Source organism: Calothrix sp. 336/3, assembly GCF_000734895.2.
Lineage (GTDB): Bacteria > Cyanobacteriota > Cyanobacteriia > Cyanobacteriales > Nostocaceae > 336-3.
Genome location: NZ_CP011382.1, coordinates 5,661,035 through 5,684,776, shown reverse-complemented (window position 1 = coordinate 5,684,776; position 23,742 = coordinate 5,661,035). Strand labels below are relative to the sequence as shown.

The following is a 23,742-nucleotide window of genomic DNA, read 5'->3' as shown; positions in this document are numbered from 1 at the left end:
TGGGTGAAACGAAGTGTAACCCAACATTAAATTTATTCCTTTATCCGAGATATTGTGTTGGGTTTCGACGCAAATGAGATATTTCTAAATATGCAATATTTTTTGTGCGTCTCCACCCAACTTACTCCTGGATACAAATTTTAATCTAATTTTTATTACAAGTGCGATCGCATTTTTTAACTTGCGCCCGTAATATAACATAGCGTGAGTTCTGATTTTTTGTTTGAAATTTTTCTACTTTCTGAATAATCAGTTTTTCTCCTGGCTGTAGCTCTCTAAATTGCTCGGATGACAAAAATTTATTCATCCTTAGATTCACTTTATATTTAACACTTACAATACTTCCCTGTTGCGGAACAATCGGTGGTTCAATACTTGGAAAGAATTTAGTATTAGATGGTCGAAGCAATGGAGTTCCAATAGATAAGTTTGAACTTTTATCAATTACACCTAATTGTATCCATCCAGATGAAAATTCTTGCGATTTAGGTTTAACGTTTTTATTAGATTTGTCCTTTGATAAATTAATTTGTGGTAATAAAAATTGAGTCAGCAATACTAATCCACCACAAACTCCAAAGATAGACGTTAAAGATAGCTTGCTTTTCTTACGGTGTTTATGTCTGACAAAGGAAGACGACAGAAGATTTGTTTTTGTATTAGTGTTACTAAAGATATTTCCTACAACAGTTTTAGTTACATTACCAATTTTAGTAAGAGATTTTCTTATGGCAAAGTATGGGTCATTAATTGCCTTCGCTTCTTCTCGAATTCCTTTTGCAATTTTTTCAAACGCATGGTCATAGTTTCTCCATTTGCTAACAGGTTTATTAGGATGAGGTAAAACTTTAATACGACCAAACTCTGATTTCCAGTTATCATACGGACACAATAAAATTGCGAGAACACGAGCTTGTCGATTCTTATCTAGTTCCATTGCTCGTTGTACTAAAAAATTCCAATGATAATCTGAGTATATTAAATCTGAACTAATGAGGAGTAAGATTATATTGGCTGTATTTAAGCGTCTATCCATTTCCCTTTCCCAATCTTCTCCCGCACCCATCATACCCTTATGCCAAGTATTAATGATGCCTTGCCGTTTCATAAGACTAAGATGCTTTTCTAGTCTTTGCTGTAGCTCTTCATCTTTTGGCGAATCCGAGCAGCAGTATAAAAGGTCGATTGCTGTGGCAGATGACATAGACTTTGGTTAGATTCAGTTCAAATATAATCAATGGAAATTTCACGCAACATTAGTTAAATATCAAGCTGAATTTCAATAGCATTATTTAGTATTGTGGAGCTTGGCTAATGTTTATTTATGGTCTGATATCATATCCCTAACTACGCTTCTTATCCCCTGAGCGACATTTGCAAATGCTTCGTCACGATTTCCCCATTTAGTTATTGCCTTAGCATCTTTTGGAAGAGCTTGTAACCTTGCAAATGGCGCACTTTTCCAATCAGTTGGCTTTAATATTATTGGGATTACACGAGCTTCTTTTTTCTCATGACGTTCCATCGCTCGCCTAACTTCAACATCCCAGCAGTAATCTGAAGCCATAAAAGCAGAACTAATCAGTAATAAAATGACTTTAGCAGTGTTTAGATGCGTATCGATTTCATCATTCCACTCTCTACCTGCACTAATTTTACGATCGTGCCAACCTGTAATAATCCCTTGACGCTTTAAAAGACTCAGATGCTTTTCCAAGTCATTTCGCATTTTTTCATCTTCATGGGCATATGAAAAAAATACTTCAACTGCATCATTTGAAGCATTATTAAACTGATTTTCAAACAGATTCAAGCGAAGTTCATTGTTAGATACAACGTTCGTATTACTCGTACAATCGATTTTGACTTTTGTCCTAATTATTGGAGTGTCTTCTTCTGGGATTCCTTCTAATTCGAGCGCATTAACGCCAAATTTGTGAGCAACATCAATTGTTTGTCCAGCACCAAGAGCATCGTAAAATCCAATGGCATATTTAATCGCAGCTTTATCCCCTATTTCCTGTTTCATTCCTATTACATAATCAATGTGCTGCGCGATCGCATCTGCTTGTTTGTGTGAATGACAAGCATTGATTACTACACACTGAACTCGATCCTTAACTAGGTTAAATAGTCCAGCAAGTGCTTCTGGAGTAATATTTTTAACATTTCCATGTGAGTCTTCAAAAGCTAAACCACCTTCTTTTTTGCCATGCCCACTAATATGGACGATTCTTGGCTCACAATCAAATATTGCCCGACGAATATCATCTGGACGTACTGCCCCTCTTGATTCGATGGTAAAATTGCCCCGTTGTTTTGACCTGTTTAACCCTTCGGTAATTTCCCGAACTTCTTCATCTAAACGTAATCGACTGGTGTCTATCGGGTTAACCGCAAGGATTAATATCTTATCTCTCCTGGAATTGCTACTCATGCAAGCAGGTATTTACACTACTGATAATAAATACCAGTTTAACTTTTTCTTCTGTTTCCGGGGAACCATCCTAAAAAGTTCCCCCAGGATTTCCAGCATTTCCAAAGTGATATTATTTCCCAAATCCTTCACAAAATACCTAGCTTGTTTTCCTTACGGTTTGGTGCAAAAGCGTAACTGCGATCGCCAACAAAAAACCCCAACTTGACAAAAAGTCGGGGTGACAAAACCACTATACAATCACTCAATTCCTAATTCAGTACAGTCTGCATCAAGGGTTTACCGTCTGCGAGTTTGCCACTGCGTAACCACTCTTGCATTTCCTGGGGAGCTTTCGCTTTGCTCAAACGCTCCCGTAATTCCGTACCTTCGAGAATCTCTCTGTTTAACAACTCCTGGGCGGTTTCTTCCAACAAGTCGCGGTTTTCTGCCAAAATACTTAAGGCAATATGATGGGCATTATCGACAACTTCCTTGACTTCTCGGTCGATTTCCTCCGCAACCTGGGGACTAATTGCCCGTCGAGGATTGCTGAAACCTTCGATAAACTGCTGTTGTACCTTTTCAAAAGCCACCGGACCGAGGCGATCGCTCATTCCATATACAGTAATTGCCCGTTCCGCTAAATCTGTAGCTTTTTGAATGTCATCACTAGCACCAGTAGAAACCTTGCCGAAGATGACTTCCTCCGCAGAGCGTCCACCGAGTAAAGTGGCAATCCGTCCGCGAATTTCATCTTCAATCATCAAAAAGCGGTCTTCCTCTGGCATCTGAATAGTGTAACCTAAAGCACCTACACCACGGGGAACAATGGATATTTTTTCCACCTTACCAGCACCAGGCATTAACGCACCGATAATCGCGTGACCGACTTCGTGGTAAGCAACAGTTTTCTTCTCGGTTTCATTCAACACACGGGAACGTTTTTCCAAACCAGCCACAACCCGCTCAATCGCTTCGTTGAAATCAGCCATTTTCACAGCCGTTCGGTTGTTGCGTGCTGCCATTAGTGCAGCTTCGTTCACCAGATTCGCCAAGTCTGCACCTGCAAAACCGGGGGTTCTGGCACCAATTACCGCCAAATCTACATCCGTATCTAATTTGACATTGCGAGCATGAACCTTGAGGATGGCTTCCCGACCAATTTTATCAGGGCGGTCTACCACAACTTGTCTATCAAAGCGTCCAGGACGACGTAAAGCCGGGTCTAGGACTTCTGGACGGTTGGTAGCGGCGATAATAATGACACCAGTATTGGCATCAAAGCCATCCATTTCTGTAAGTAATTGGTTGAGGGTTTGCTCCCGCTCATCGTTGCCACCATAGAAACCACCGGAACCCGCACGGGATTTTCCTAGAGCATCTAACTCGTCAATGAAGACGATACAGGGTGCTTGTTGTTTAGCTTGTTCAAACAAGTCCCGTACCCGCGCAGCACCAACACCAACGAATAGCTCAATAAATTCTGAACCAGAGATACTGAAGAAAGGGACACCAGCTTCCCCGGCGATCGCCTTTGCTAATAATGTCTTACCAGTTCCAGGAGGTCCCACGAGTAAAGCACCTTTGGGAATTTTCGCACCAAGGCGGGTATATTTATCCGCATTCTTGAGAAAATCCACAACTTCTTCTAATTCCACCTTGGCTTCTTCGATACCTGCGACATCGGCAAATTTCACACCAGTGCTACCTTCAGAGTAGATGCGTGCTTTACTCTTACCCACTGTCAGCGCTGCGGGACCACCTCCACCTTGACGGTTCATTAAAAAGCCCCAAATACCAAAGAAAATTAAGGGGGGAACTACCCAACTTAATATTGTTCCAATCCAAGCATTTTGATTAGGTCTGGGTGCTGCAAACTCAACATGATTGTCACGCAGAATTTTTGGTAAGTCCAGGTCAAGGGCAACTGGTGTAGTGGAAAATACCTGCTCTATTGCTTTGCCATCGCTGGTTGCAGTTTTGACAACATACTGAATTTCTTCGTTGCCGATAATCGCTCGCTCAACTTTACCAGTCTGTACTTGAGAGACAAAATCACTGTAGGGTACTTGGGGTAATTTAGAACCGAAGAAACTAGGAACAATAAAATTCAGTAGTAAAAGTAAAGTTAGCAGAATCAGAAAGCTGCCACCGAATTGGCGCATTTTCGGTGATTTTATTGGTTTCTTATTATTAGTTTCTACAGGCATTTTGATGTACCCTCCAAATTGATTGGTTTTGAGTAATGACTTTTAGTTAAGAACGAAGCAAATAAACTGCATAGGGCAATACCACCAAATGCAACAGAAAATGGTAAATAAATCATGGTGCTGAGGATGAGAAGCCCTGTTTTGTTCCCCTTGCACCTATTCTAGAAACAGGGTGTCACCCTCCTAGTTCGGTGTCTACCCCCATGATTAATGCCAATTACCGTACTTGCGTAAATTTTTGTAAAGTTTTATGAGAGAAGCTACAACCTTTATTTCCAAGCTCCTGTTGTTATCCTTAGCGATTTCCCTGTTGATTAAATACGCAGCACCTGCTCTCCCCGTTGGCAATATGGATGTCTATGCTGCGGTGATGGTACTATTACCTGCGGTAGTTATGGGATGTATTATGGGTATTAAACAGTACTTTGTGAAATCTAGTTAATACTTGTAATTACTTGCCTTTATGGGGACAGTAGCAATCATTAACTAATCAAACTCATGATAATCCTACATTTACAGGTTGTAAAAATCAAAAAAATAAGAGCCTGAGATGACAGACTCCTGATTGCTAATTAGAAAATTTATGGTTGTTTAAAAAGCACCTTGAAAATCACCAATCATCTTCACTTCTGGTTCTAAAATGATTGACCAATTTTGCTGTACCTGTTGTTGAATATGACGAATCAGGTGGAAAATATCCCCAGCGCTGGCACCACCGCAATTGACGATAAAATTAGCGTGACGTTGGGCAACCTGTGCTTTGCCAATTTGGAAACCTTTTAATCCACTTTGCTCAATTAACCAACCTGCTGCATAGGGTTGGGGATTGCGAAAAACACTCCCACAACTGGGTTTATCATAGGGCTGAGTCGTTAAGCGGTGCTGCTTGTGATGTCTAGTTTGCGCCACCACCTGGACAGGATCCGCACCTGGTTGTAGTTGGAAGGTTGCTTGGGTAATGATGTGATTTCCCCCTTGCAGTAGGGAAGTTCGATAGCTGTAACCAAGTTCTTCCTTAGTTATGGTTTTCAGTTTCCCGTCGGGAGTCAGTACTTGGGCGCTCACAAAGATATCTGCAATACAACTTTGATGGGCACCAGCATTCATGACAACTGCGCCACCAACGGTTCCAGGGATACCCACAGACCACTCTAAACCCTGTAATCCCAATTCTGCTACAGCCATAGCTAGACCTGGGAGAGGTTCACCAGCAGCAATCGTCACCTGTCCAGTGGCGGCATCAAAATGACTAAAACGTAAATGACGGGTGGAAATTACTAAACCTGGAATACCGCGATCGCTGACCAATAAATTAGAACCAGCACCGAGGACGGTTACTGGTAAATCTTGCTCTTTGGCATATTCCATGGTTGCTTGTAATGCTTCCAAATTTCGCGGAGACGCATACCATTCTGCTGGACCCCCAACTTTATAGGAAGTATAAGCTGCCAGGGGAACTTGAGAGCGAATTGTGCAGTCAGTGCCAGGTAGGGGAATTTCGTGATTTTTGCAGATACTAACTTGTCCGTTCATCACCACACCAGAGAAAGTGCAGACCTCAGCAGGAGCCTGTGAAATTGTCATATTGACCTGAATAAATAGATTTTTGACTCAAGAAATCTGAAATATCGAAAAATGAAGTGTGAGGTAAATACTTTTGGTCTATTGTTGGCACCCGATATTGGGGAGAAATAAGTTTTTCTGAATTTTTCTGGATTTGTTTACCCCATCTGTTGCTTAACAGGGTCTTTTCACACTTCATACTTCGTAGTTCACGATTGATATCTGGAAAATTGCTACGGGAAATTGAGGCAATTGTCTGGCAGGAAGTTTTCCTGAGAAATTTCACCTATACTGACAATTGCATTGACGCTCTCAATGTTAGGATGTCGCTGTAGCAGGTTGTCGCAATTCCCCAATTACATCAGGAATAATCTGATTTAAATTTCCTGCACCTAAAAATAGTGCCAAATCTCCGGCACGCAAATTATGCAACAAGAAATTATGAACTGCGGGAAGAGTTGGTAGATAATTAACTTGAGGATGATGTTCTGCAATTTTTGCTGCTAACATCTCACCGCTAACGTGTCCTAAATTACTTTCTCCAGCGCTGTAGATATCCGTCAGGACAACTAGGTCTGCATGGGCAAAGGACTCAGCGAATTCTTCTAGGAAGGTAATAGTGCGGCTATAGCGATGGGGTTGGAAGATGGCAACCACTCTTTGTTCTGGTCTGGCTTGTAAACGGGCGGCAGCAAGGGTAGCACGGATTTCGCTGGGGTGGTGAGCGTAGTCATCAATGAAGGTAATACCGCCAATTTCTCCTCGCAACTCAAAGCGTCGTCTGGCTCCTTCAAAGTTTGCTAATCCCTTAGCGATTTCACCAAACTCTAAACCTAACAGACGACCAACGGCTACAGATGCCAGGGCATTACTGAGATTGTGACGACTCAGTACTTTCAAATTTAGTAAACCCAAAGCCTTGCCCCGTTCCCAAACTAGGGCTGTTGTACCGTCTGCGCGATATTCAACATTAGTTACAGTATAATCTGCATTACTTTCTGGGTATAAACTGTAGCTAATATTTGGTTGCAGGCGATCGCGCACAGTTTCACAATCAATGCTACCAATCAGAGTTTGACAACCCTGGGCAAAGGTTTGAAAAATATCAATGACTGCTTCTAAATTTTCGTAGTGGTCGGGATGATCTAATTCAATATTAGTAATAATACCAATTGCTGGGTGATGCTTGATTAAAGAACCATCAGATTCATCTGCTTCTGCTACTAAATAGCGTCCCTGTCCTAAACGAGCATTACCTGCCCAGGCGTTCACTTCTCCGCCTACTAAAATAGTTGGGTCTACACCGGCTTCCACCAACATATAACCAATCATACTACTAGTGGTGGTTTTACCATGGGTTCCAGCCACTGCAATACTTTCATAATCAGCAATTAACGCTGCTAGTACATCTGAACGATGAAATATTGGGCAACCTAATTCTAATGCCGCTTTATATTCCAAATTATTTTTATTTATGGCTGTCGAACAGATAACTTGAGGTAAATTAGTTAGTTCCTCAGTCAGTAATTCTGCTGATGTCTGTAATCCTACTTCCGTATTTTCCTCAGGAGAATGGAAAAATTCTAGGTTACTGGCTTCTTGTTTAGCAAAGATGTGAGCGCCGATACTTTCCAGGCGATGGGTAATATGATTAGGACGTAAATCTGAACCAGAAACTGGTAGGTTGCGTTTGGCTAGGACATAAGCCAGGGCAGACATCCCGATACCGCCGATACCTATAAAATGAAATGGTTTACCACTGAAGTTAACAGAATTTTTCATTGATTGCTCCTCAAACACCACACCACACACTAATCAAAAATATCACGGGTATCATAACAGGAATTTGTTTTTTACCGATACGGTATCTGTATCGTTTTCATGTTTGATGATAAGTGCATTTATGCCTTTTTGGCTGTAATTGTTTAAAATGATTTTACCTTGCTCCCGATTTTTTCTCTTCCTGAACTAATATTATGATTATTCTGCAAATTTCTGCATAATCTGGAAACAAAAGCCTGTATTTTCAAATACATATTTTCATGTTTTGCCTGCATTTAGTTATAATGTAAGACTGGTTACAGATATTCCTAAAAGTTTGCCTAACTTAATTGATAAGTGAATGCAACAAGTGGCAATCTTTGGCGGCGCATTTGACCCCGTGCATTGGGGACATTTGTTGATAGCCGTAACAGCTCTGCGTCAAGTACCTTTAGAACGAGTCCTTTGGGTTCCGTCCTTTCAACCACCTCACAAACGGGTAGTAGCTTTTGAACATCGAGTAGCAATGGTGGAATTGGCGATCGCCAACTATTCTGCTTTCTCTGTTTCTACCATTGAACAACGTCACCATGGTGTCTCCTACGCCATTAACACCCTATTGGACTTGTCGGTGGAATATCCCCAATGTCATTGGTATTGGATTGTTGGTTTAGATACATTTCAATCTTTACCTCACTGGTATCGTGCCCCCGAATTCGTCCAATCATGTCATTGGTTGATTGCACCTCGATTCCCCAGTGGTGAGGTTATAACTCAAACAGAGGAAATCTGCAAGCAAGTAGAACAACAATTAGTCAAATCAACAAAACATCTTCATAGCATACAATGGCAAGTATTGCATACCCCTATGGTTGGAATTTCCTCTAGTAAAATTCGTGAACATTGCCGCGATCGTCAATCTATCCACCATCTTGTACCGGAATCAGTTAGAGAATACATTGCCACCCATAAGCTGTATGGTTATGAGTAGACACAAGTTATTTTTCTGTCAACTCTCCCCCATCACCCGTCATCCATCACGAAAAAATTAGTTTTTTTTAAGAATCTAACACTTGATAGTTATAAATACTCCCCCTTTGCGATATGATCGGGGTCATCCATAGGATTTCTTTAGGCATAAAATAACAGAGGGCAAGACGCTGTGATTAGAGTTGCAATCAACGGTTTCGGGCGCATCGGACGGAACTTTGCGCGCTGCTGGGTAGGCAGAGAAAATAGCAATATTGAATTAGTTGCTATCAATGACACATCTGACCCTAGAACCAATGCTCACCTGCTGAAGTATGACTCCATGCTAGGGAAGTTAAAAGGTGCTGACATTACTGCTGATGATAATTCCATCATCATTAACGGTAAGACCGTTAAATGTGTATCTGATCGCAACCCAGAAAACTTGCCCTGGAAAGAGTGGGATATTGACCTAATTATCGAAGCGACAGGGGTTTTCACTGCCAAAGAAGGGGCAATGAAACACGTTAATGCTGGTGCTAAAAAAGTTCTGATTACAGCACCGGGCAAAAACGAAGATGGAACCTTCGTCATGGGAGTCAATCACCACGACTACGACCATAACAAACACCATATTATTAGTAACGCTAGTTGTACCACCAACTGTCTAGCACCCATTGCCAAGGTGTTGCATGAGAAATTCAGCATCATCAAAGGTACAATGACCACTACTCACAGCTACACTGGTGACCAACGTCTGTTAGATGCTTCTCACCGGGATATGCGTCGTGCAAGAGCTGCTGCAATTAATATTGTTCCCACTTCTACTGGTGCAGCAAAAGCAGTAGCATTAGTGTTGCCAGAATTGAAAGGGAAACTTAATGGTGTAGCACTACGTGTACCCACTCCCAACGTTTCTATGGTAGATTTCGTTGTGCAAGTGGAAAAACGTACTATTGCCGAAGAAGTAAACGAAGCTCTCAAACAAGCATCTGAAGGCGAATTGAAGGGTATTCTTGCCTATACAGACTTACCCTTAGTATCTTCTGACCACCAAGGTACAGATGAGTCTTCGATTGTGGATGCTAACCTGACCATGGTTATGGGTAATGACATGGTTAAAGTTATGGCTTGGTATGACAATGAGTGGGGTTACAGTCAGCGTGTACTAGACTTAGCTGAACTTGTTGCTGTGAAGTGGAACTAGTGGATGGGGCAAAATTTCTAACCGATTATAAATGCTGATTTTAAACTTTTTCTTGGTTAGCGATTTTTGCCATTCTGTACTGATTGTCTAGTCTTATGGTTCTAATCACTCATAGACAGATTTCGCAAATTCATATCACAACCTTAATCAGCGATGATAGGGATATTTGAAAATTAGTCTCATTTATGGACTGATCGGCAATTATCTACTGATTAAAATGTTGAAACCCCTGGCTCAGATTTAATATTTGGTCGGGGTTTTTTTTATGAATATCACGTAACATGACTGTGGAAGATTCTGTGATGTTGCCAATAATTACAGCACCTTGACCGATTTGGCTAACTAATTTTTGAGCTAATTCAGCTGGTAAACATAATACTAGCTCAAAGTCTTCACCACCATATAAAGTATATTCCCTAGCTTGGGTTGGGGAGAGCCAGTGGAAAAAAGTTGGTGGTATGGGTAATAAATGCTGTTGAATCACTGCACCAACTCCACTTGCGCGACAAATTTGTAGAACTGCATCTGCTAAACCGTCGCTACTATCCATTCCAGCGATGGGAAGGGGTAATTGGTGACTGGAATTGGGGTGGAGGCTTTCCAGTAAGGTTAATATATCTAACCTTGGTTGGGGACGTTGGTGGGCTGTAATGAGATACTGTTTTTCCTGGAGGGTGAGATTTTGAGATGATTCCGGATGTAAGAGTAGCTCTAAACCTCCACGGGATGCACCATGAAATCCTGTAACTAAAATTACATCCCCTACTTTGGCAGTGTGGCGACGAATTGCACGGGAGGGGTGGACTTGACCAAAAGCAGTAATAGAGATGGTTTTGACTGGCGATCGCACAATATCACCGCCGACAATTACCGTACCATACTGGTTTAAACATTCCCCCATACCTTGGTATAACTGCCTCACCCATTCCACGCAGGTGTCACCAGGAAGTCCTAAACCTACGGTAATACCCACAGGTTTTGCTCCCATCGCGGCTAAATCTGAGAGATTCGCTGCCACTGCACGCCAACCTGCATCGGCGGCAGATGTAGTAATATTACTGAAATGAATATTATCAACTAATACATCTGTGGTGACAACTAGGGATTCTGTCGGTACGATGGCTAAAATTGCCCCATCATCACCAATTATCTCGGGAGGGCAGAAACCTTGGAGGATTTTTAATAGACCTTGCTCACCTATGTCTTGGACTTTTAAGTGAGATAAGTCTGGGTTCACAGTCATGGATGGGTGAGTAGTGGGTGATGGGTAATGAGTGGTGAGTAAACGGTACTCTTGCTAGAAGAAGGTTTGTACGAAGAGACTGTGTATATTCAGAATCCGGAAATTGTTTCTTGCATTTTTCCCGAATCAGCGATCGCCACTGAAAAAAATTTTGCTGCCAGTGAAATAAATTAGCAGCGGATTTTCCCTCACACTGCTAACTCACCCCAGATAATTAAGCTGCATTCGGGGGAATCAAATTCTCAATTCCTTGCACCACCTTTGCAGATTCAATCTTATCACCAGCTTTTAGCTCATCCAAAATATCCTTACCTGCTGTCAAGTAGCCAAAAACAGCATAACGTCCATCCAATAAGTTACGTCCTGCTGGGGTTAACTCCGGTTCAAATAAGAAGAAGAAAACCTGGGAGGAACCACCATTGACATCAGTCTCCGGACGTGCTAAAGCCAAAGCACCAAAAGCTGAGAAAGGTAATACAGGCATATCTGTATAACGTCCAGCATCTTCTAGGGTAATGCCATAGGTAGGTTTTTTATCACCCTCTACCAGTACTTCTAAAGGAATACCACGATATTTTCCAGTTTTGGGGTCAATAAAACCGACATCCTTACCAGCTGGATCACCAGTTTGTAATACATAGGACTCTTCCGAACGGGTAAATTCTAAACCATTATAGAAACCACGTTGTACTAAATCCACAAAGTTACCAGCAGTTACAGGAGCGCTGTAACCATCAACGACAAGAGTCAAATCACCTCGATTAGTTTTGATGGCGATCGTTGCTCTACCCTTGAGTTGAGGTAAATTACTATACTCTACCGGAACTTCAAAGGGGAAACCCTTCACCATTAATTGTTCTAAGTCTCCAACCAAGGTTAATAGTTGCTCTCTTTTATCAAGAACTGCAAATTTATCCTTAGCGTCTGACAATTCTTGGATTGATGTTATCCCTGATTTTAGTTGTTCAATCAGAGTTTGCGCCTGAGCTTGATTTTCCGGTGTGACACTTTCTAAAAGCTTGACAGGATTATCTAATACCCGTGAAGCTTTGCTAATATCCTTGGAAACAGCGCTCCAACGACGATTAGCTCGCAGTTGACTAGAAATATCTTCTAGACTTCCTTGCAACACCCGCACAGGTTTATTGTTGATAGGCAAAGCATATCTTAATAAAGCTCTACCATCCGTAATCGCATTTCCTGCTGGTAGTGCAGCCATACTGGAGGGAGTCCACCCAACAGTCGTTAAACCTACAAATATTGTTAGCAACAGCAGCGTCAGTAAGCTGTTTTGCAAACGAGTTTTTAATATTTTGAACATGAGATAGCTCAAATGCAGTATGAAAATTTTTGACTGGGCGTAACCCATTCATCATCTTCCCACAGTCGGGGATTCAGAACGCGCTTAATCACAGTCAGTTAGGTATATTTCAAGTTTGCACTTTTGCGTAGGTTTTATTAATCAATATGTGGAATCAAATTGATGATGGAGAGGAGGAGACAAGTTCCAAAAGAAATGATTTATGGTTTTTTTTGAACTGCAACACAGTATAGGAAAGAATTTCAGGCTTATGAGCTATTCAGCGTCTAAATTATATGGACAAAGCCAGCAGGAGCTAAACCCTACCATCGCTTGATGTTTTCACCTTATACAATTTAGTTGCATATTATTCCTTGAGCATCACAGGGTACTTTTTCTATGGAGGTCTGTGACGAATCTTCCCCTATCTCTTGTCCCGCATTATACCACTATGGTTCTTTTTCAGATGTTTTATTCTCTGTTTGGAAGCTAGCAGGGGAGGGTAGCCAATAAGCCAGAACAGAACTCATCCCACTCCAGTAGAGCATCTTATTGTCTTGATTGTTTTCTTTGACTATTTGCACAGCACATAATCCGATAACGATTGTGCTAAAAAATACTTGAATACCAAATTTCCATATTTCTAATTTTTTCATAACTGAAGACCTGAAAATAAATTTTAGTATAGGTTTTAAGATACTTGTGGGCGTTAGTAGTTAGCGATCGCCGGAGCGAAACAGTAAATTTACCGCCCTATCTGTACTGAGTCTTCAGTATGGGAATAGATACTTCCGGAAAAGATAAAATATCTGGTTGATACCAAGATGATTTATTTGGTGATTCGGTTCAATAGCCAAATCGAAGCAGCAAGTCCCGCAAAATGAGCAGAGACGGTGTTGGTATTAGCTTGGACAACTAACATATCCAAACCGCTAATAATTCGGTTGGGGTCAAATAATTGGGTGGTGACAGCTTGGGAAGATATGGATCTAGCGACTAAAGTCCCAACGATCGCCTGTGCACCTAACAAAGTCACCAGCATTCCCAGTAAATTCACCATTAAGCCTAAACGTAATACCTGAACCGTTTCTAGCTTGCTGGGGCGGTTGTTACGGTTGCTAGACATGAGTTGCCTGCCAGTTTTGGCATAGCGAAATGCTAAATAAATCCCCACACCTAGGGTGACTAACCCACATATCGCCAAAAAGACTCCAAAACCAGTCCCTGGGTTATTACTGGGACTACCTGCCCTCTGACTAAAAATACTGAAGAGCAAGACGATAATCGTTGACACTACACCAAGAACCAGTTGAATCCAAAAGCTGATCCAACCGACAAGGCGAAAATTTTGGGCGATCGCCCGAATTTGAGATGATTGGGAATCGGTTCTTTCTGACATACTGCATCAACTATGTGCTGGGCGCTTGATTAATTTACTATCACACTGAGCAAATGGTCAAAAAGAATATCAAACCATAATATTTTAAGTACCAATCATACCTATGATGTATCAAATCGTCTTCCTGGTCACAAAAGTTAAGAATCAGACTAAGTATCATTTCCTATAAGTTGTACTAGGATGTAGACTGTAAAAAAAGTGTTTATTAAGTTTTAGAGAAAAAGCAGCAATTTACCCTTAAAATTGCTAAGGCGGCATTTTACGCTTAAGCAGTCCTCACACGTTCGGCATCACTTGACACAAAGATAACGTCCTTGTCGTTGTCTAATTGCTCCTCATCACACCGCTTAGAACATGAGGTAGAGGTGTACATTTTTGCATCTCAAAAGAGACAAGTCCATTTTTCTGGGGCAAACTACCCAGGAAATCACATTTTTGATGTTTGTTCTTAGCTCATCAAGCCTCAGTGATGTTATATACTTCACATCCAGAGGGTGACACTATATACTCACTAACAGTGATTTTTCAGTAAAGCCCTCAGCATTTTTGTAGCCATTCACCAACCATGAAACTTGAGGATATATATAAATTCTTTGAAAATCCTCCGCCAATTTACCTGTGCCAGGAACTCGCAATCTGCTATATCTTGTACGTTTTACTACAAGGAGAGTCCTACGGAACTGAGTTAATTCAGCGATTGGAATCAGAATATCCCACCTATAGACTTTCAGATACGGTACTTTATAGTGCCATTAAGTTTCTTGAAGATAACAAAGCTATAGATGGATATTGGAAAAAACTCGAAGGACGTGGTCGTCCCAGACGGATGTATCAAATTTCTGCGGATTGGCTTCCCCAAGCCCAGGAATTAGGACGTTTGTGGCAGGGATATATTAACGAAAGGACAAAGTAGCGAATAATAAATAATGAATAAGTCACCACCAGTGAAACATTAACTAACTATTTGCTATGGACACCGCTATCCTGCCATCCACGTTGCTGCTGACTCTGTTATCACTAGTCGGGCTAGTGTTTTTTATTCGCGCCTCGACTAAAGACCGGACAGAAGTCACTCGACTGGTTTCTGAAGAAGAAGAAATTATCCTCATACCAAAAATACGCGAGTATTTCCAATCCAGGTCTTACCGAGTGGCAGCGGTGGACCCAGAACAGAACCAAGTCGTGTTTGAAGGTTTTGTTCAACCGAGTGTCTTTTTGGCAGTCTTTCTAACTGGACTTGCTGCTGCTGGCACTCTCTGTTTAGCCTTGGTACTCTCTCTGCTCTTTCCTGGTGTTAGTAGTCTTTTCTTCGGTTTACCACTACTTGCACCCTTGAGCGGTATATTTTACTGGAAGAAAGCCGGAAAACTTGAGAAGGTCTGTTTGAAAATAGAAAACAATTCTAATCTCTCAACCTTCCCAAGCGTTATCACTGTGGTTGCCCATCGTGATGAAATAAATGAACTTCAACGGATGTTACCGTTGAAGTCATGCTAAGGTGATTAACTTTGTGACCATTTCTAGGGATAAACGAGGCTTTTGACTAGTATCGACTAATCCCAGAGGCAATGGACATGAGGAGGAAAATGGTAGGGTCGCCTTGGACACAGATCACACCATTGGAAATAGAGATGTTGACAAAAGCTTTTTACTAGGAGTTTATGCCCCGAAAAGCTTTTCCAGAAGGATTGACTAATGCCTAAATGACATTTTTCTATCCATCTTAACCAACTTCATGTTTCCAATTGGCATTAATTGTATATATCAGCGTTGACAGAGCAAGATAGGGGTTCTACAGGGATTTTTCTATACTTGGGGATTTTTAGGGATTTTTCCTATGGTGACTAGCAAAGCGTTAAGCCAAAACAAAATCCCAAATTTGAAACTTGTTTTTGTCACCCTAAGATAAGAATTCGCTCTATCCCACAATGCATCTTCGCTCCTTCAAATAGTATTTTGAACCATTCTGGTTAAATAACTAATTTGAATTAACCTTAACTATCCAGGTGAATCTAGTCTGACTGGCAAAATGGCTACAAACTTTAAAAAAACATGAAATACTGAATAAAATCAGCTATCTGCCAGTAAATAATGGTCAAAAGCCTCACTGAAATTTGTACTGAGCAACCTTAATGGTTTACCGACTCGCCATTGCTAGCACTTCTTGTCCTGGGGGTCCCTCCAATGTACGTAAACTGGGAAATAGGAAATGATTTTCTTCAACGTACTGAGCACCGAACAAACCCTTCTCTGCCCAAAAATAACGGTCTGTGGTGTGTTCATTCCGTTTTACGAGCAAGAGTGCAGGTGGCAATATGCCCTCAGCCTGAATGAATTTACGGGCTGCTGTTACAGGCTTATCTTCGCCGCTTTCAATGCTATATTGAGGCACATGTTCTAAAATACGTCGTCCTTCCTGGCGACGACGGCTTTTCCGCTTTCGTCTCCTTGCCAACCTATTTTCCTCCTCTTAAGCTACAAAATTGTAGTTATAGCTACAAAACCCGTCGTAATTATAAAAGTTTTAGTTTAAAAAATCAATAGTTTTTAAAGTTTTGATACAATCAATATTTTTGAGTCACAAAAGTCATGTCGTGGAGGATTTGTGTTGTGACTTGTTTATTTTAGGGATTGGGGATTGATTCCCTAGAGAAATTAATTTATAATTTAATGCTGTGCATTTTTTGATTATAAATTTTCAGGTTATTCTCAATAGTTACTTCATGTCGCGCATCAAGCCAAAGTATTAGAAATATGAATATGGTGATAGTATTCACGGCATAGATGCTCCCCATACCAACTCAAAGAGAATAGGCACTACGTATTACCTAGATTGAAAAATGATCAGGAGTAAAGGGGGAAGACGAAATTATGGCGAACCTTAAGCCTGACTAATTATGTTTCCTGGTGTAGGCATTACTCTACAAGAAGACCACACCATGATGATTATTTAGATAATCGAGATTGCCAGGAAATAAATCTCATGGAGGATTGCAAAATCATTCTATCTTTTCTAGGATTTTTCCTTCTTTGGTTTAAGGCAATTTTGACTAGATATTAGTTAAGCTTTGTAAAAGAGAAGATATGATTACCCTGTGATCATCTTCACCGATAATTCTCAGCAAGAGCTAAAAAATGTTGATATCTGCCAGTTCAGAGTTTGTTACTCTCTGTCGAGAACAAATGGCGCTATTAGCCCAGGGGCTGGGAGCGTCCTTGAGTGTTGTATATTTAACACAAGAATTGGTAGAAGCCTCTACAAAAGAAGCGCAGCTAGTTCCTGTGGTTGTTTATCCTGAAGCAGCAGCAAGGCAAAGTGGGAGTTCTTTGGCATTGCCAAAGTTAAGGCAAAAATTATTAACAGCAGCAGAGGAACTATCTGTCACGGTTCCAGATGTATCAGCAGATGATTTTCTGCCGGACTTAGAAACGGAATATTTACCCAGTGGTGAGCAGATAGTTTTACCATTGATGTATGAAGAGATGATGATGGGTTTATTTGTGACAGCAAGGGAAGATAGGGCATGGAATGAGCAAGAACGTGGGGAAATTGAACGTATTGCCCAAACGATATCTTTAGCTTGTGTTTTAGATAGACGGAGAGCTTGGTTAGCCGAGCAATTACATCAGCAACAAATTTTGCAAGAGAAGCAACAAGATTTATTGGATAACTTATTGCATCAATTTCGTAATCCTTTGACTGCGTTGAGAACTTTTGGGAAGTTGTTGATGAAGCGATTACGTAGTGGAGATGCAAACCGGGAAGTTGCAGTTAGTATTGTACGAGAGAGCGATCGCCTACAGGAATTACTGCAAAAGTTTGAAGAGGTGATTGATTTAACTACAGCAGATTTAGGAACTTTAGAGTTACCGTCAAATCCGGAAGTGATTGTGACTGCTTCTGTGCCAAATAATACAAGCTCTCCTTTGTTGTTGCCAGGTACGGGAGAGGAAGCGACTAATTTTTATTTTATTGATATATTGCAACCATTATTAAGTTCGGCAAAGGCGATCGCCCAGGAGCGAAAATTACAAATCAAGGTGGATAACCCGCCCAATTTACCCCAGGTAAAAGGTAATATCAAAACTTTGCAGGAAGTTTTATGTAATATAATTGATAATGCCCTGAAGTATACACCTGCCCAGGGAAAAATTCTGATTCAGTTGGGACAACAAAAAACTGAGAATCAGATTAATTATCAAGGTATCGCTATTAGTGATAATGGTCCAGGGATTCCCCCGGAAGATTTATTGCATTTAGGTGAAAGACATTATCGAGGTGTGCAAGCGCAAACTGCAATCCCTGGTACGGGTTTAGGAATTGCGATCGCCAAGCAATTAATTGGGCAAATGCAGGGTGAAATTCAAGTTTTCAGTCCTGCACTCAATAGTAGTATGAAACCTTCTTCCACACCAGGAACAACTTTTATTGTCTGGTTGCCGATGGTTGATTAATGAATATTCTGGTGGTAGATACAGCATATTTTATCTGACTCAGGTACTCAACTTAGGGGCAAGGATAGCTATTCTACAATCATGGGGAGTGAATTGATTTGTACCTGATTTTCTGACAATGATTACTATTTTAAGGAAACCTGTAATGTTTCATCTATGGTCATTTGGAGGTCAGTATCAGGGTCGATAGCAATTAAGTCTACACTCTTTTGTCCGAAGAAAATACCGATTAATGCCCCAATTCCAGCACCGCCAAGAATTTCTTCCGTGGCGATCGCCCGATCACCAGTCACACTTGCTACAGCTGCGGCTGCTGCTGCACCCATAACAGAATTTTTAATGACAGCATTTTTGCGATCGCCCTTTTTCACAGTTTTGGTTTTAGTAATTACCTCAGAAGCTGCTTTGAGATCGTATTCTTCTCCTGTGGTTAAAACCAACTTTTGGGCAATAAATTGAGAACCCAATTTGTTTTTTACAGGTTTGAGATTACCAACTACCTGACTTCCCGCAGGAATTACCACACTACCCCTATCTGTAATCACATTTTGAGCAACGGTGAGGGTTAAGGGAGCAGTTTCATCCTTGGTGACAAGAATTTGCTCTGCTTTATCATACTTGACGGGAATGACTGTTCCTGCGGGGATATTTACCGCAACGGGAGGGGGAGGAGTCTGGTTATTGAAGGCGAAAATATAGGGAGAATTAATCGCTGATGCTTTCCCAGAGCTGACTAACGCTTGATAGATGAATGCTGCAACTTGTGCGCGGGTTGCGGTACTTGTGGGATTCAAAAAACGCACATTCGGATAATTAACGACTATATCCTGTTCTGTGGCTGCGGCGATCGGCTGACGAGCATAACCAGCGATTTCACTAGCATCGTTAAAGTTTTGCAGGATACTACTAACATTACCACTACTTGTATACCCTAGACCGTTTGCTAGGGAAACTAACACCTGTTGCCTAGGAATATTTTGATTGGGTTCAAAGAAATTACCAGGATATCCAGAGAGAAAACCCGTAGTATAGGATTGCTGAATAGCTCTGTATGCCCAAGAATTACTGGGAACATCAGCAAAGCGAATTGCTTGACGCTGTTGTGGTTTAGAAAAAGCTTTATTTAACATCGCGGCAAATTGAGCGCGTGTCACCTTTTCTTCTGGACGAAAACGACCATCAGGGAATCCGGAAACAATCCCACGCTGGGATAATTCTTGGATGAATGGTGCTGCCCAATAATTATTAGGTATATCGGAAAAAGATGTCTGAGCAAAGGAGGGTGTTGCTAGGAAAAAAGGAGTAACTGTTGCCAGTGTCATACTAGCAGCTATACCAGCAGATAATCTCGATTGCCAAGGTGAGGAGTTAAACATACTATTTTAATTTCTCCGGGGAATATTACCCATATATTCTGTTGTTTGATTAGACACCATGCATTGGTAAATGTTCCATGTTTATCACAGCAAAATAGACTTAATTGGGGGCAAGAGACTAAAAAAATGTCCAATCAAATAAAATAGCGATCGCCTATAAAAAGTTCAGCGACCGCGTTGATATTTTCAGCTATAAGAAATTACTCAATAGATAATATCTAGGGATATTTTCATAGTCTAAATCCCTGAGATAAGCGTGATATAACCAGTAATTAACGGCGAGCAAGAACTAAATCATTAGTCAAGGTCAAAGTTAAATCTTCTTCTGGTTTGATAACAACAACTTCCACTTCTTTCTTACCGAATAGAAGTCCACCTAAAGCACCAACAGCAGCACCAACAACAGGTTCTAGGGTTTCAATCTTCTTGTTGCCTGTAATTAAAGAAATCAGGGAAGCTGTACCTGCACCAACGGCAGCACCTGTAAGAATAGAGTTAGTACTTGCGCCTTTTTTGAGTTTTTCGGTTTTGGTTAATATCTGAGATTTGGCATTAATTGGTTGTTCATCACCATTAGGGAATACCATTTTTTCGGCAATAAACTGAGTCCCTCTTTTGCCATTTCTAGTGGCGGGTTGTAGACTACCAAAAATTTCCGTTTCTGCGGGGATTAGTAAAGTTCCACTTCTATCTCGAATATTGCGGGCAACTTTTAAAGTTACTTCTGATTTATCTTGGGGAGCAATGACAATTTTTTCTTTTTCAAAGGTTACAGGAAGTCTGGCTCCCGCAGCAATGGTAATACCCCGTAGTTGGGAGTTAAACATTTGAGCTTGAGCTGGGGCAAAAGCGACAAGAGGTGCTACAGTTGTTGTAGTCATAGTCATTGCCATTACAGCTAAAGCGCTTGATTTCCAACGAGCTAAATGAGCCATTTCAGGTTTCCTTAAAGTATCTAGATTTTGGATTTTTTGTGTTCTTAGTTACTGATGACGTGGTGTAATTGAGATTGTTTCTGATTGGGAAAAACTCATTTTTGCGTGATTACAATTTGAGATTTCAGCAATACTGGGATGATTTGTTCCTTTAAACTTTATCTTTCTACATAACTGTGCTGATAAATAGATATCAGCGATCGCTCTCCACTATTCTTATATCTCTAATTGGGTTGAGAAAATACTAACTAATGGCAGATATGACAGGCAAAGCCATAACTTGTTCCCTAAGTTGCTACAATTCCCTCAAAGGGTTGTATATATAGATGTGGTGGGGATAGATAGCTATACAAAAGTAGCGATCGCCCTATTTCCCATGTCAGACTGGGGAGAGCGATCGCTAGGATATACCGGGTACGATAAATTTGTATTTCTGGCTTATGCTAGGGGTAAGCTGTAAGCACTAAACCCGTAGGCAAACTTTTCTTGATCTGCTGGTGCAGGTTTGAGACTTTGGTTGATTTTCTTCGCAAAGGGTACGGGGATACCTTTAATAGTTTCTGGTAAAATTGCATACTCTTTAGTCGGTTCTACGAGGAATTCTGGACATTTGTTCTTCATTCCTGCTGTAGTTAACATCATTTCAATTTCAACTGCTGAGTATTGTTTGAGATAAATCGGATTTTGTTTAAATATATTGATTCTTCTAATGAAATTATGAATTTTATGGGAAGGACAAGCTTTGTTATGAAAAGAATGATTAAAAACGAAACTACCACCGGGTTTCAGAACACGTACCATTTCAGCCATCAGTTTTCTTAACTGTGCATCTGGAATATGCATAAACACACAGTTAGAAATTAATAAATCGACGGAGTTATCTTCTAAAGGTAGAATCTCGGCAGAATTACAAATTAGATTAAACTCTGCCCCGGGGAAAAAGTCATATTCTTGTTTACAAGTCTGTAAGCGTCTGAGCAAAGGTTCAGAAATATCAAGACCATAGTATTTCTGACATCTGAGTTGATGGTTTTTCGAGAGGAACAAGGGGATACGACCATAACCACAACCGAGTTCCAACAGAGTACCCACCGATTTATTCACAGGAAATTTTGACCAAGTTCCCCCAGGAGTACCTGTCAATAATTTATAGTCTTTCTTGAGTTGGGAATCTGCTGGTGCTGTTTCTATTTTTTGGGAACCATAGTAGGTTTTACCAATTTTGTCCCATTTTTGTTTATGTTCTGTACTATTTAAATCTTGATAATCCTTGGGAACATAAATACCATCTAGGAGTTGATATTGATTGAGACCGATTTGGGGTTCTGCGGTTTGGGTCATAGGAATAGTGCTGATACGCGAGTCAATATGTTTTACGTTATACTCTTAATTTCTAGTTAGCGGCAACTATTCCGGTAATTTTTAGCTAGTTATTTCTACTATATAGGAATACTTTTTTATCCAGATAATCCGTATTTACTGAGATAGAAATAGGCTGTTTTAATCTAATTTAATTACAAAAAGGAGAGAGATAATACTGTTTTTTTGCTTAAGTGATTTTACAGTCTTAATTTACTGATAATGGTGAAATTTTGATAATTTTGAAGATTTTAGTCTAGTACTATTACCGAAGTTAAACTATATTTTTATACTAATTAACTGGCGATCGCTGTCTGGGAAAAGTTGATGTTTTCCTTTTCCCATGGTGAAATTAGATAGGAGTCCGGTGGAAATTTGCAATGATATTTCTAACCTTTCCCTGAAACAGATTTCTGCTCAAACATCTGGTTTTTACTTCCATTGGTAATGCTGCGCAAATATAAGCCGCCAATTGTAACTAAAAATACTGAGTATGCCACTGCTTGCACTAAGTACAGATTTTGGGTGTAGCCAAATAAAGACTTTAGGATAATGCCAGGAAACTGTTCTTCGGGCAGAATTTGCGAACTGTTCCAAACCATTGGTCCTAGGATGCAAGAATGTACTTTGGTAAATCTTTCGTAATAGAAACAAAGACTAGCGGAAGCACGATCAGCCAAAGCCAGACTGGCAAAACCTTCATCAAAACGTTGCAGTGCTGTTACGACTAACCCGGCAATAATTAGCACTAACAAGACACCCATCACCTGAAAAAATTGGCGGATGTTAATTTTAATGCCCCATCTGAAGAGCATAACACCAACAGAAGCTGATGCTAGCAACCCACCAATAGCACCAATCGCAGGCATGAATCCGGCTTGTAGGTTAGAAGAGATGAAAAGAACAGTTTCAAAGCCTTCTCGAACCACAGCAATGAAAATTAAACTAAAAACCCCCCAACCAGCGTGAGTGTTATTTTTCAGTGTTTGTGTAACTGCTCCTTCTACTTGAGCTTTCATGGATTTAGCTTGTTTTGTCATCCATAGAAGCATCCAGCTGAGCATGGCGATCGCCATCACGCTAAAAACTCCCTCCAAAAATACCTCAGTGACGGCAGCATATTGGGGATTAGCTGCACTCAGTGCTTTTGTTACCCAAGTCAATAAAACACCGATACAGCCACTAGCGGCAATTCCCGCACCAATACCTGCATATACCCAAAGGTTAAGTCGAGATTGTTTAGAGCGTTTGAGTAAAGCTAAGACAATACCAACGACGAGAGCAGCTTCCACTCCTTCTCGAAGTGTAATGACAAAAACAGGTAAGGCAATGCTAAAGTTCATGGGCTATGATTTATCCTAAATAGAACAATCTTATTTGAGGGGTTGCCCTTGTATATATTCCAGATAGTTAGTACAGCAAGCAACAAAGCAACCCTTCGGGTGAATCCTTTGGATACAGTAGTGGATACCCTACGCGAGCGATAGTTCTTCACCAGGAAAATTCCCAAGAGCGAACTACTTTACCATTCAAAATCCAGGAAACG

General features: G+C 40.7%; 23 protein-coding genes. 9 read left to right on the top strand and 14 right to left on the bottom strand.

The features are described from left to right. Positions 1-145: 145 nt before the first annotated feature. Both IJ00_RS23720 and IJ00_RS23715 read right to left on the bottom strand, forming a co-directional pair. Positions 146-1,204, bottom strand: coding sequence for a toll/interleukin-1 receptor domain-containing protein (locus tag IJ00_RS23720; RefSeq protein WP_035157448.1), 1,059 nt, complete (start codon positions 1,202-1,204; stop codon positions 146-148). A 114-nt stretch (positions 1,205-1,318) separates the two neighbouring features. Further along, a complete protein-coding gene (locus IJ00_RS23715) occupies positions 1,319-2,437 on the bottom strand; it encodes a TIR domain-containing protein (protein WP_035157445.1) in 1,119 nt (372 codons plus the stop codon). Between IJ00_RS23715 and IJ00_RS23710 the strand changes: the two genes are divergently transcribed. Continuing rightward, complete coding sequence (locus tag IJ00_RS23710) at positions 2,436-2,645, top strand: hypothetical protein (RefSeq protein WP_035157442.1); 210 nt, start codon at positions 2,436-2,438, stop codon at positions 2,643-2,645. The two genes, IJ00_RS23715 and IJ00_RS23710, sit on opposite strands and share 2 nt — an antisense overlap. Positions 2,646-2,688: 43 nt before the next feature. Here IJ00_RS23710 and ftsH read toward each other — a convergent pair whose 3' ends face one another. Next, positions 2,689-4,629, bottom strand: a complete 1,941-nt coding sequence (gene ftsH / locus IJ00_RS23705) for an ATP-dependent zinc metalloprotease FtsH (protein WP_035157439.1) — start codon at positions 4,627-4,629, stop codon at positions 2,689-2,691. A gap of 250 nt (positions 4,630-4,879) precedes the next feature. Here ftsH and IJ00_RS23700 point away from each other — a divergent pair, with 250 nt between their 5' ends. Continuing rightward, a complete protein-coding gene (locus IJ00_RS23700; protein ID WP_035157436.1) occupies positions 4,880-5,071 on the top strand; it encodes a hypothetical protein in 192 nt (63 codons plus the stop codon). Positions 5,072-5,220: 149 nt separating this feature from the next. Here IJ00_RS23700 and murB read toward each other — a convergent pair whose 3' ends face one another. Next, a complete protein-coding gene (murB, locus tag IJ00_RS23695) occupies positions 5,221-6,213 on the bottom strand; it encodes a UDP-N-acetylmuramate dehydrogenase (protein ID WP_035157433.1) in 993 nt (330 codons plus the stop codon). A gap of 297 nt (positions 6,214-6,510) precedes the next feature. Beyond that, entirely contained in the window at positions 6,511-7,974 is a 1,464-nt protein-coding gene (gene murC / locus IJ00_RS23690) for a UDP-N-acetylmuramate--L-alanine ligase (protein ID WP_035157430.1), read from the bottom strand. Between the two features lie 340 nt (positions 7,975-8,314). On the opposite strand from murC, the gene nadD reads away from it, so the two are divergent. Both nadD and IJ00_RS23680 read left to right on the top strand, forming a co-directional pair. After that, entirely contained in the window at positions 8,315-8,944 is a 630-nt protein-coding gene (gene nadD, locus IJ00_RS23685; RefSeq protein ID WP_035157427.1) for a nicotinate (nicotinamide) nucleotide adenylyltransferase, read from the top strand. A 171-nt stretch (positions 8,945-9,115) separates the two neighbouring features. Then, positions 9,116-10,129 carry a type I glyceraldehyde-3-phosphate dehydrogenase gene (locus tag IJ00_RS23680; RefSeq protein ID WP_035157424.1) on the top strand — a complete coding sequence of 338 codons (1,014 nt, stop codon included), beginning with the start codon at positions 9,116-9,118 and terminating at the stop codon, positions 10,127-10,129. Positions 10,130-10,334: 205 nt separating this feature from the next. Here the strand turns inward: IJ00_RS23680 and thiL are convergent, their stop codons facing one another. Further along, positions 10,335-11,372 carry a thiamine-phosphate kinase gene (gene thiL / locus IJ00_RS23675; protein ID WP_035157421.1) on the bottom strand — a complete coding sequence of 346 codons (1,038 nt, stop codon included), beginning with the start codon at positions 11,370-11,372 and terminating at the stop codon, positions 10,335-10,337. Positions 11,373-11,423: 51 nt separating this feature from the next. Between thiL and IJ00_RS30020 the strand changes: the two genes are divergently transcribed. Beyond that, entirely contained in the window at positions 11,424-11,546 is a 123-nt protein-coding gene (locus IJ00_RS30020; RefSeq protein ID WP_256388827.1) for a hypothetical protein, read from the top strand. 40 nt (positions 11,547-11,586) lie between these two features. On the opposite strand, the gene IJ00_RS23670 is transcribed toward IJ00_RS30020, so the two are convergent. The 3 genes from IJ00_RS23670 to IJ00_RS23660 form a co-directional block, all read right to left on the bottom strand. Then, positions 11,587-12,693 (bottom strand): peptidylprolyl isomerase, encoded by a 1,107-nt coding sequence (locus IJ00_RS23670; RefSeq protein ID WP_035159527.1) that lies wholly within the window; start codon positions 12,691-12,693, stop codon positions 11,587-11,589. 428 nt (positions 12,694-13,121) lie between these two features. Further along, positions 13,122-13,328, bottom strand: coding sequence for a hypothetical protein (locus IJ00_RS23665; RefSeq protein ID WP_035157417.1), 207 nt, complete (start codon positions 13,326-13,328; stop codon positions 13,122-13,124). Positions 13,329-13,501: 173 nt separating this feature from the next. Continuing rightward, complete coding sequence (locus IJ00_RS23660) at positions 13,502-14,071, bottom strand: DUF3611 family protein (protein ID WP_035157414.1); 570 nt, start codon at positions 14,069-14,071, stop codon at positions 13,502-13,504. 565 nt (positions 14,072-14,636) lie between these two features. On the opposite strand from IJ00_RS23660, the gene IJ00_RS23655 reads away from it, so the two are divergent. Together IJ00_RS23655 and IJ00_RS23650 are read left to right on the top strand one after the other, a co-directional pair. Further along, complete coding sequence (locus tag IJ00_RS23655) at positions 14,637-14,984, top strand: PadR family transcriptional regulator (RefSeq protein ID WP_035157410.1); 348 nt, start codon at positions 14,637-14,639, stop codon at positions 14,982-14,984. A 56-nt stretch (positions 14,985-15,040) separates the two neighbouring features. Beyond that, complete coding sequence (locus IJ00_RS23650) at positions 15,041-15,568, top strand: cofactor assembly of complex C subunit B (RefSeq protein ID WP_035157407.1); 528 nt, start codon at positions 15,041-15,043, stop codon at positions 15,566-15,568. A gap of 640 nt (positions 15,569-16,208) precedes the next feature. On the opposite strand, the gene IJ00_RS23645 is transcribed toward IJ00_RS23650, so the two are convergent. Further along, a complete protein-coding gene (locus IJ00_RS23645; protein WP_035157405.1) occupies positions 16,209-16,526 on the bottom strand; it encodes a DUF3155 domain-containing protein in 318 nt (105 codons plus the stop codon). Between the two features lie 680 nt (positions 16,527-17,206). Between IJ00_RS23645 and IJ00_RS23640 the strand changes: the two genes are divergently transcribed. Further along, entirely contained in the window at positions 17,207-18,526 is a 1,320-nt protein-coding gene (locus IJ00_RS23640) for an ATP-binding protein (protein ID WP_035157403.1), read from the top strand. Between the two features lie 125 nt (positions 18,527-18,651). Here the strand turns inward: IJ00_RS23640 and IJ00_RS23635 are convergent, their stop codons facing one another. Both IJ00_RS23635 and IJ00_RS23630 read right to left on the bottom strand, forming a co-directional pair. Beyond that, a complete protein-coding gene (locus IJ00_RS23635; protein WP_035157401.1) occupies positions 18,652-19,902 on the bottom strand; it encodes an S-layer homology domain-containing protein in 1,251 nt (416 codons plus the stop codon). A 272-nt stretch (positions 19,903-20,174) separates the two neighbouring features. Then, entirely contained in the window at positions 20,175-20,837 is a 663-nt protein-coding gene (locus IJ00_RS23630) for a conjugal transfer protein TrbI (protein WP_035157399.1), read from the bottom strand. Positions 20,838-21,129: 292 nt separating this feature from the next. Between IJ00_RS23630 and IJ00_RS29285 the strand changes: the two genes are divergently transcribed. After that, positions 21,130-21,297, top strand: coding sequence for a hypothetical protein (locus tag IJ00_RS29285; protein WP_168163525.1), 168 nt, complete (start codon positions 21,130-21,132; stop codon positions 21,295-21,297). Here the strand turns inward: IJ00_RS29285 and IJ00_RS23625 are convergent. Continuing rightward, complete coding sequence (locus tag IJ00_RS23625; RefSeq protein WP_035157396.1) at positions 21,276-22,178, bottom strand: class I SAM-dependent methyltransferase; 903 nt, start codon at positions 22,176-22,178, stop codon at positions 21,276-21,278. The genes IJ00_RS29285 and IJ00_RS23625 overlap by 22 nt on opposite strands. Positions 22,179-22,585: 407 nt before the next feature. Beyond that, the gene (locus tag IJ00_RS23620; RefSeq protein WP_035157393.1) at positions 22,586-23,539 is read right to left on the bottom strand and encodes an FTR1 family protein; all 954 of its coding nucleotides are present in this window, start codon (positions 23,537-23,539) and stop codon (positions 22,586-22,588) included. Positions 23,540-23,742 lie beyond the last annotated feature (203 nt).

Excerpts from the sequence above, each read along its gene's own strand:
- IJ00_RS23720 (WP_035157448.1), bottom strand. The coding sequence starts at position 1,204 with ATGTCATCTGCCACAGCAATCGACCTTTTATACTGCTGCTCGGATTCG.
- IJ00_RS23710 (WP_035157442.1), top strand. The coding sequence starts at position 2,436 with ATGCAAGCAGGTATTTACACTACTGATAATAAATACCAGTTTAACTTT.
- IJ00_RS23715 (WP_035157445.1), bottom strand. The coding sequence starts at position 2,437 with ATGAGTAGCAATTCCAGGAGAGATAAGATATTAATCCTTGCGGTTAAC.
- ftsH (WP_035157439.1), bottom strand. The coding sequence starts at position 4,629 with ATGCCTGTAGAAACTAATAATAAGAAACCAATAAAATCACCGAAAATG.
- IJ00_RS23700 (WP_035157436.1), top strand. The coding sequence starts at position 4,880 with ATGAGAGAAGCTACAACCTTTATTTCCAAGCTCCTGTTGTTATCCTTA.
- murB (WP_035157433.1), bottom strand. The coding sequence starts at position 6,213 with ATGACAATTTCACAGGCTCCTGCTGAGGTCTGCACTTTCTCTGGTGTG.
- murC (WP_035157430.1), bottom strand. The coding sequence starts at position 7,974 with ATGAAAAATTCTGTTAACTTCAGTGGTAAACCATTTCATTTTATAGGT.
- nadD (WP_035157427.1), top strand. The coding sequence starts at position 8,315 with ATGCAACAAGTGGCAATCTTTGGCGGCGCATTTGACCCCGTGCATTGG.
- thiL (WP_035157421.1), bottom strand. The coding sequence starts at position 11,372 with ATGACTGTGAACCCAGACTTATCTCACTTAAAAGTCCAAGACATAGGT.
- IJ00_RS23670 (WP_035159527.1), bottom strand. The coding sequence starts at position 12,693 with ATGTTCAAAATATTAAAAACTCGTTTGCAAAACAGCTTACTGACGCTG.
- IJ00_RS23665 (WP_035157417.1), bottom strand. The coding sequence starts at position 13,328 with ATGAAAAAATTAGAAATATGGAAATTTGGTATTCAAGTATTTTTTAGC.
- IJ00_RS23660 (WP_035157414.1), bottom strand. The coding sequence starts at position 14,071 with ATGTCAGAAAGAACCGATTCCCAATCATCTCAAATTCGGGCGATCGCC.
- IJ00_RS23655 (WP_035157410.1), top strand. The coding sequence starts at position 14,637 with ATGAAACTTGAGGATATATATAAATTCTTTGAAAATCCTCCGCCAATT.
- IJ00_RS23650 (WP_035157407.1), top strand. The coding sequence starts at position 15,041 with ATGGACACCGCTATCCTGCCATCCACGTTGCTGCTGACTCTGTTATCA.
- IJ00_RS23640 (WP_035157403.1), top strand. The coding sequence starts at position 17,207 with ATGTTGATATCTGCCAGTTCAGAGTTTGTTACTCTCTGTCGAGAACAA.
- IJ00_RS23635 (WP_035157401.1), bottom strand. The coding sequence starts at position 19,902 with ATGTTTAACTCCTCACCTTGGCAATCGAGATTATCTGCTGGTATAGCT.
- IJ00_RS23630 (WP_035157399.1), bottom strand. The coding sequence starts at position 20,837 with ATGGCTCATTTAGCTCGTTGGAAATCAAGCGCTTTAGCTGTAATGGCA.
- IJ00_RS23625 (WP_035157396.1), bottom strand. The coding sequence starts at position 22,178 with ATGACCCAAACCGCAGAACCCCAAATCGGTCTCAATCAATATCAACTC.
- IJ00_RS23620 (WP_035157393.1), bottom strand. The coding sequence starts at position 23,539 with ATGAACTTTAGCATTGCCTTACCTGTTTTTGTCATTACACTTCGAGAA.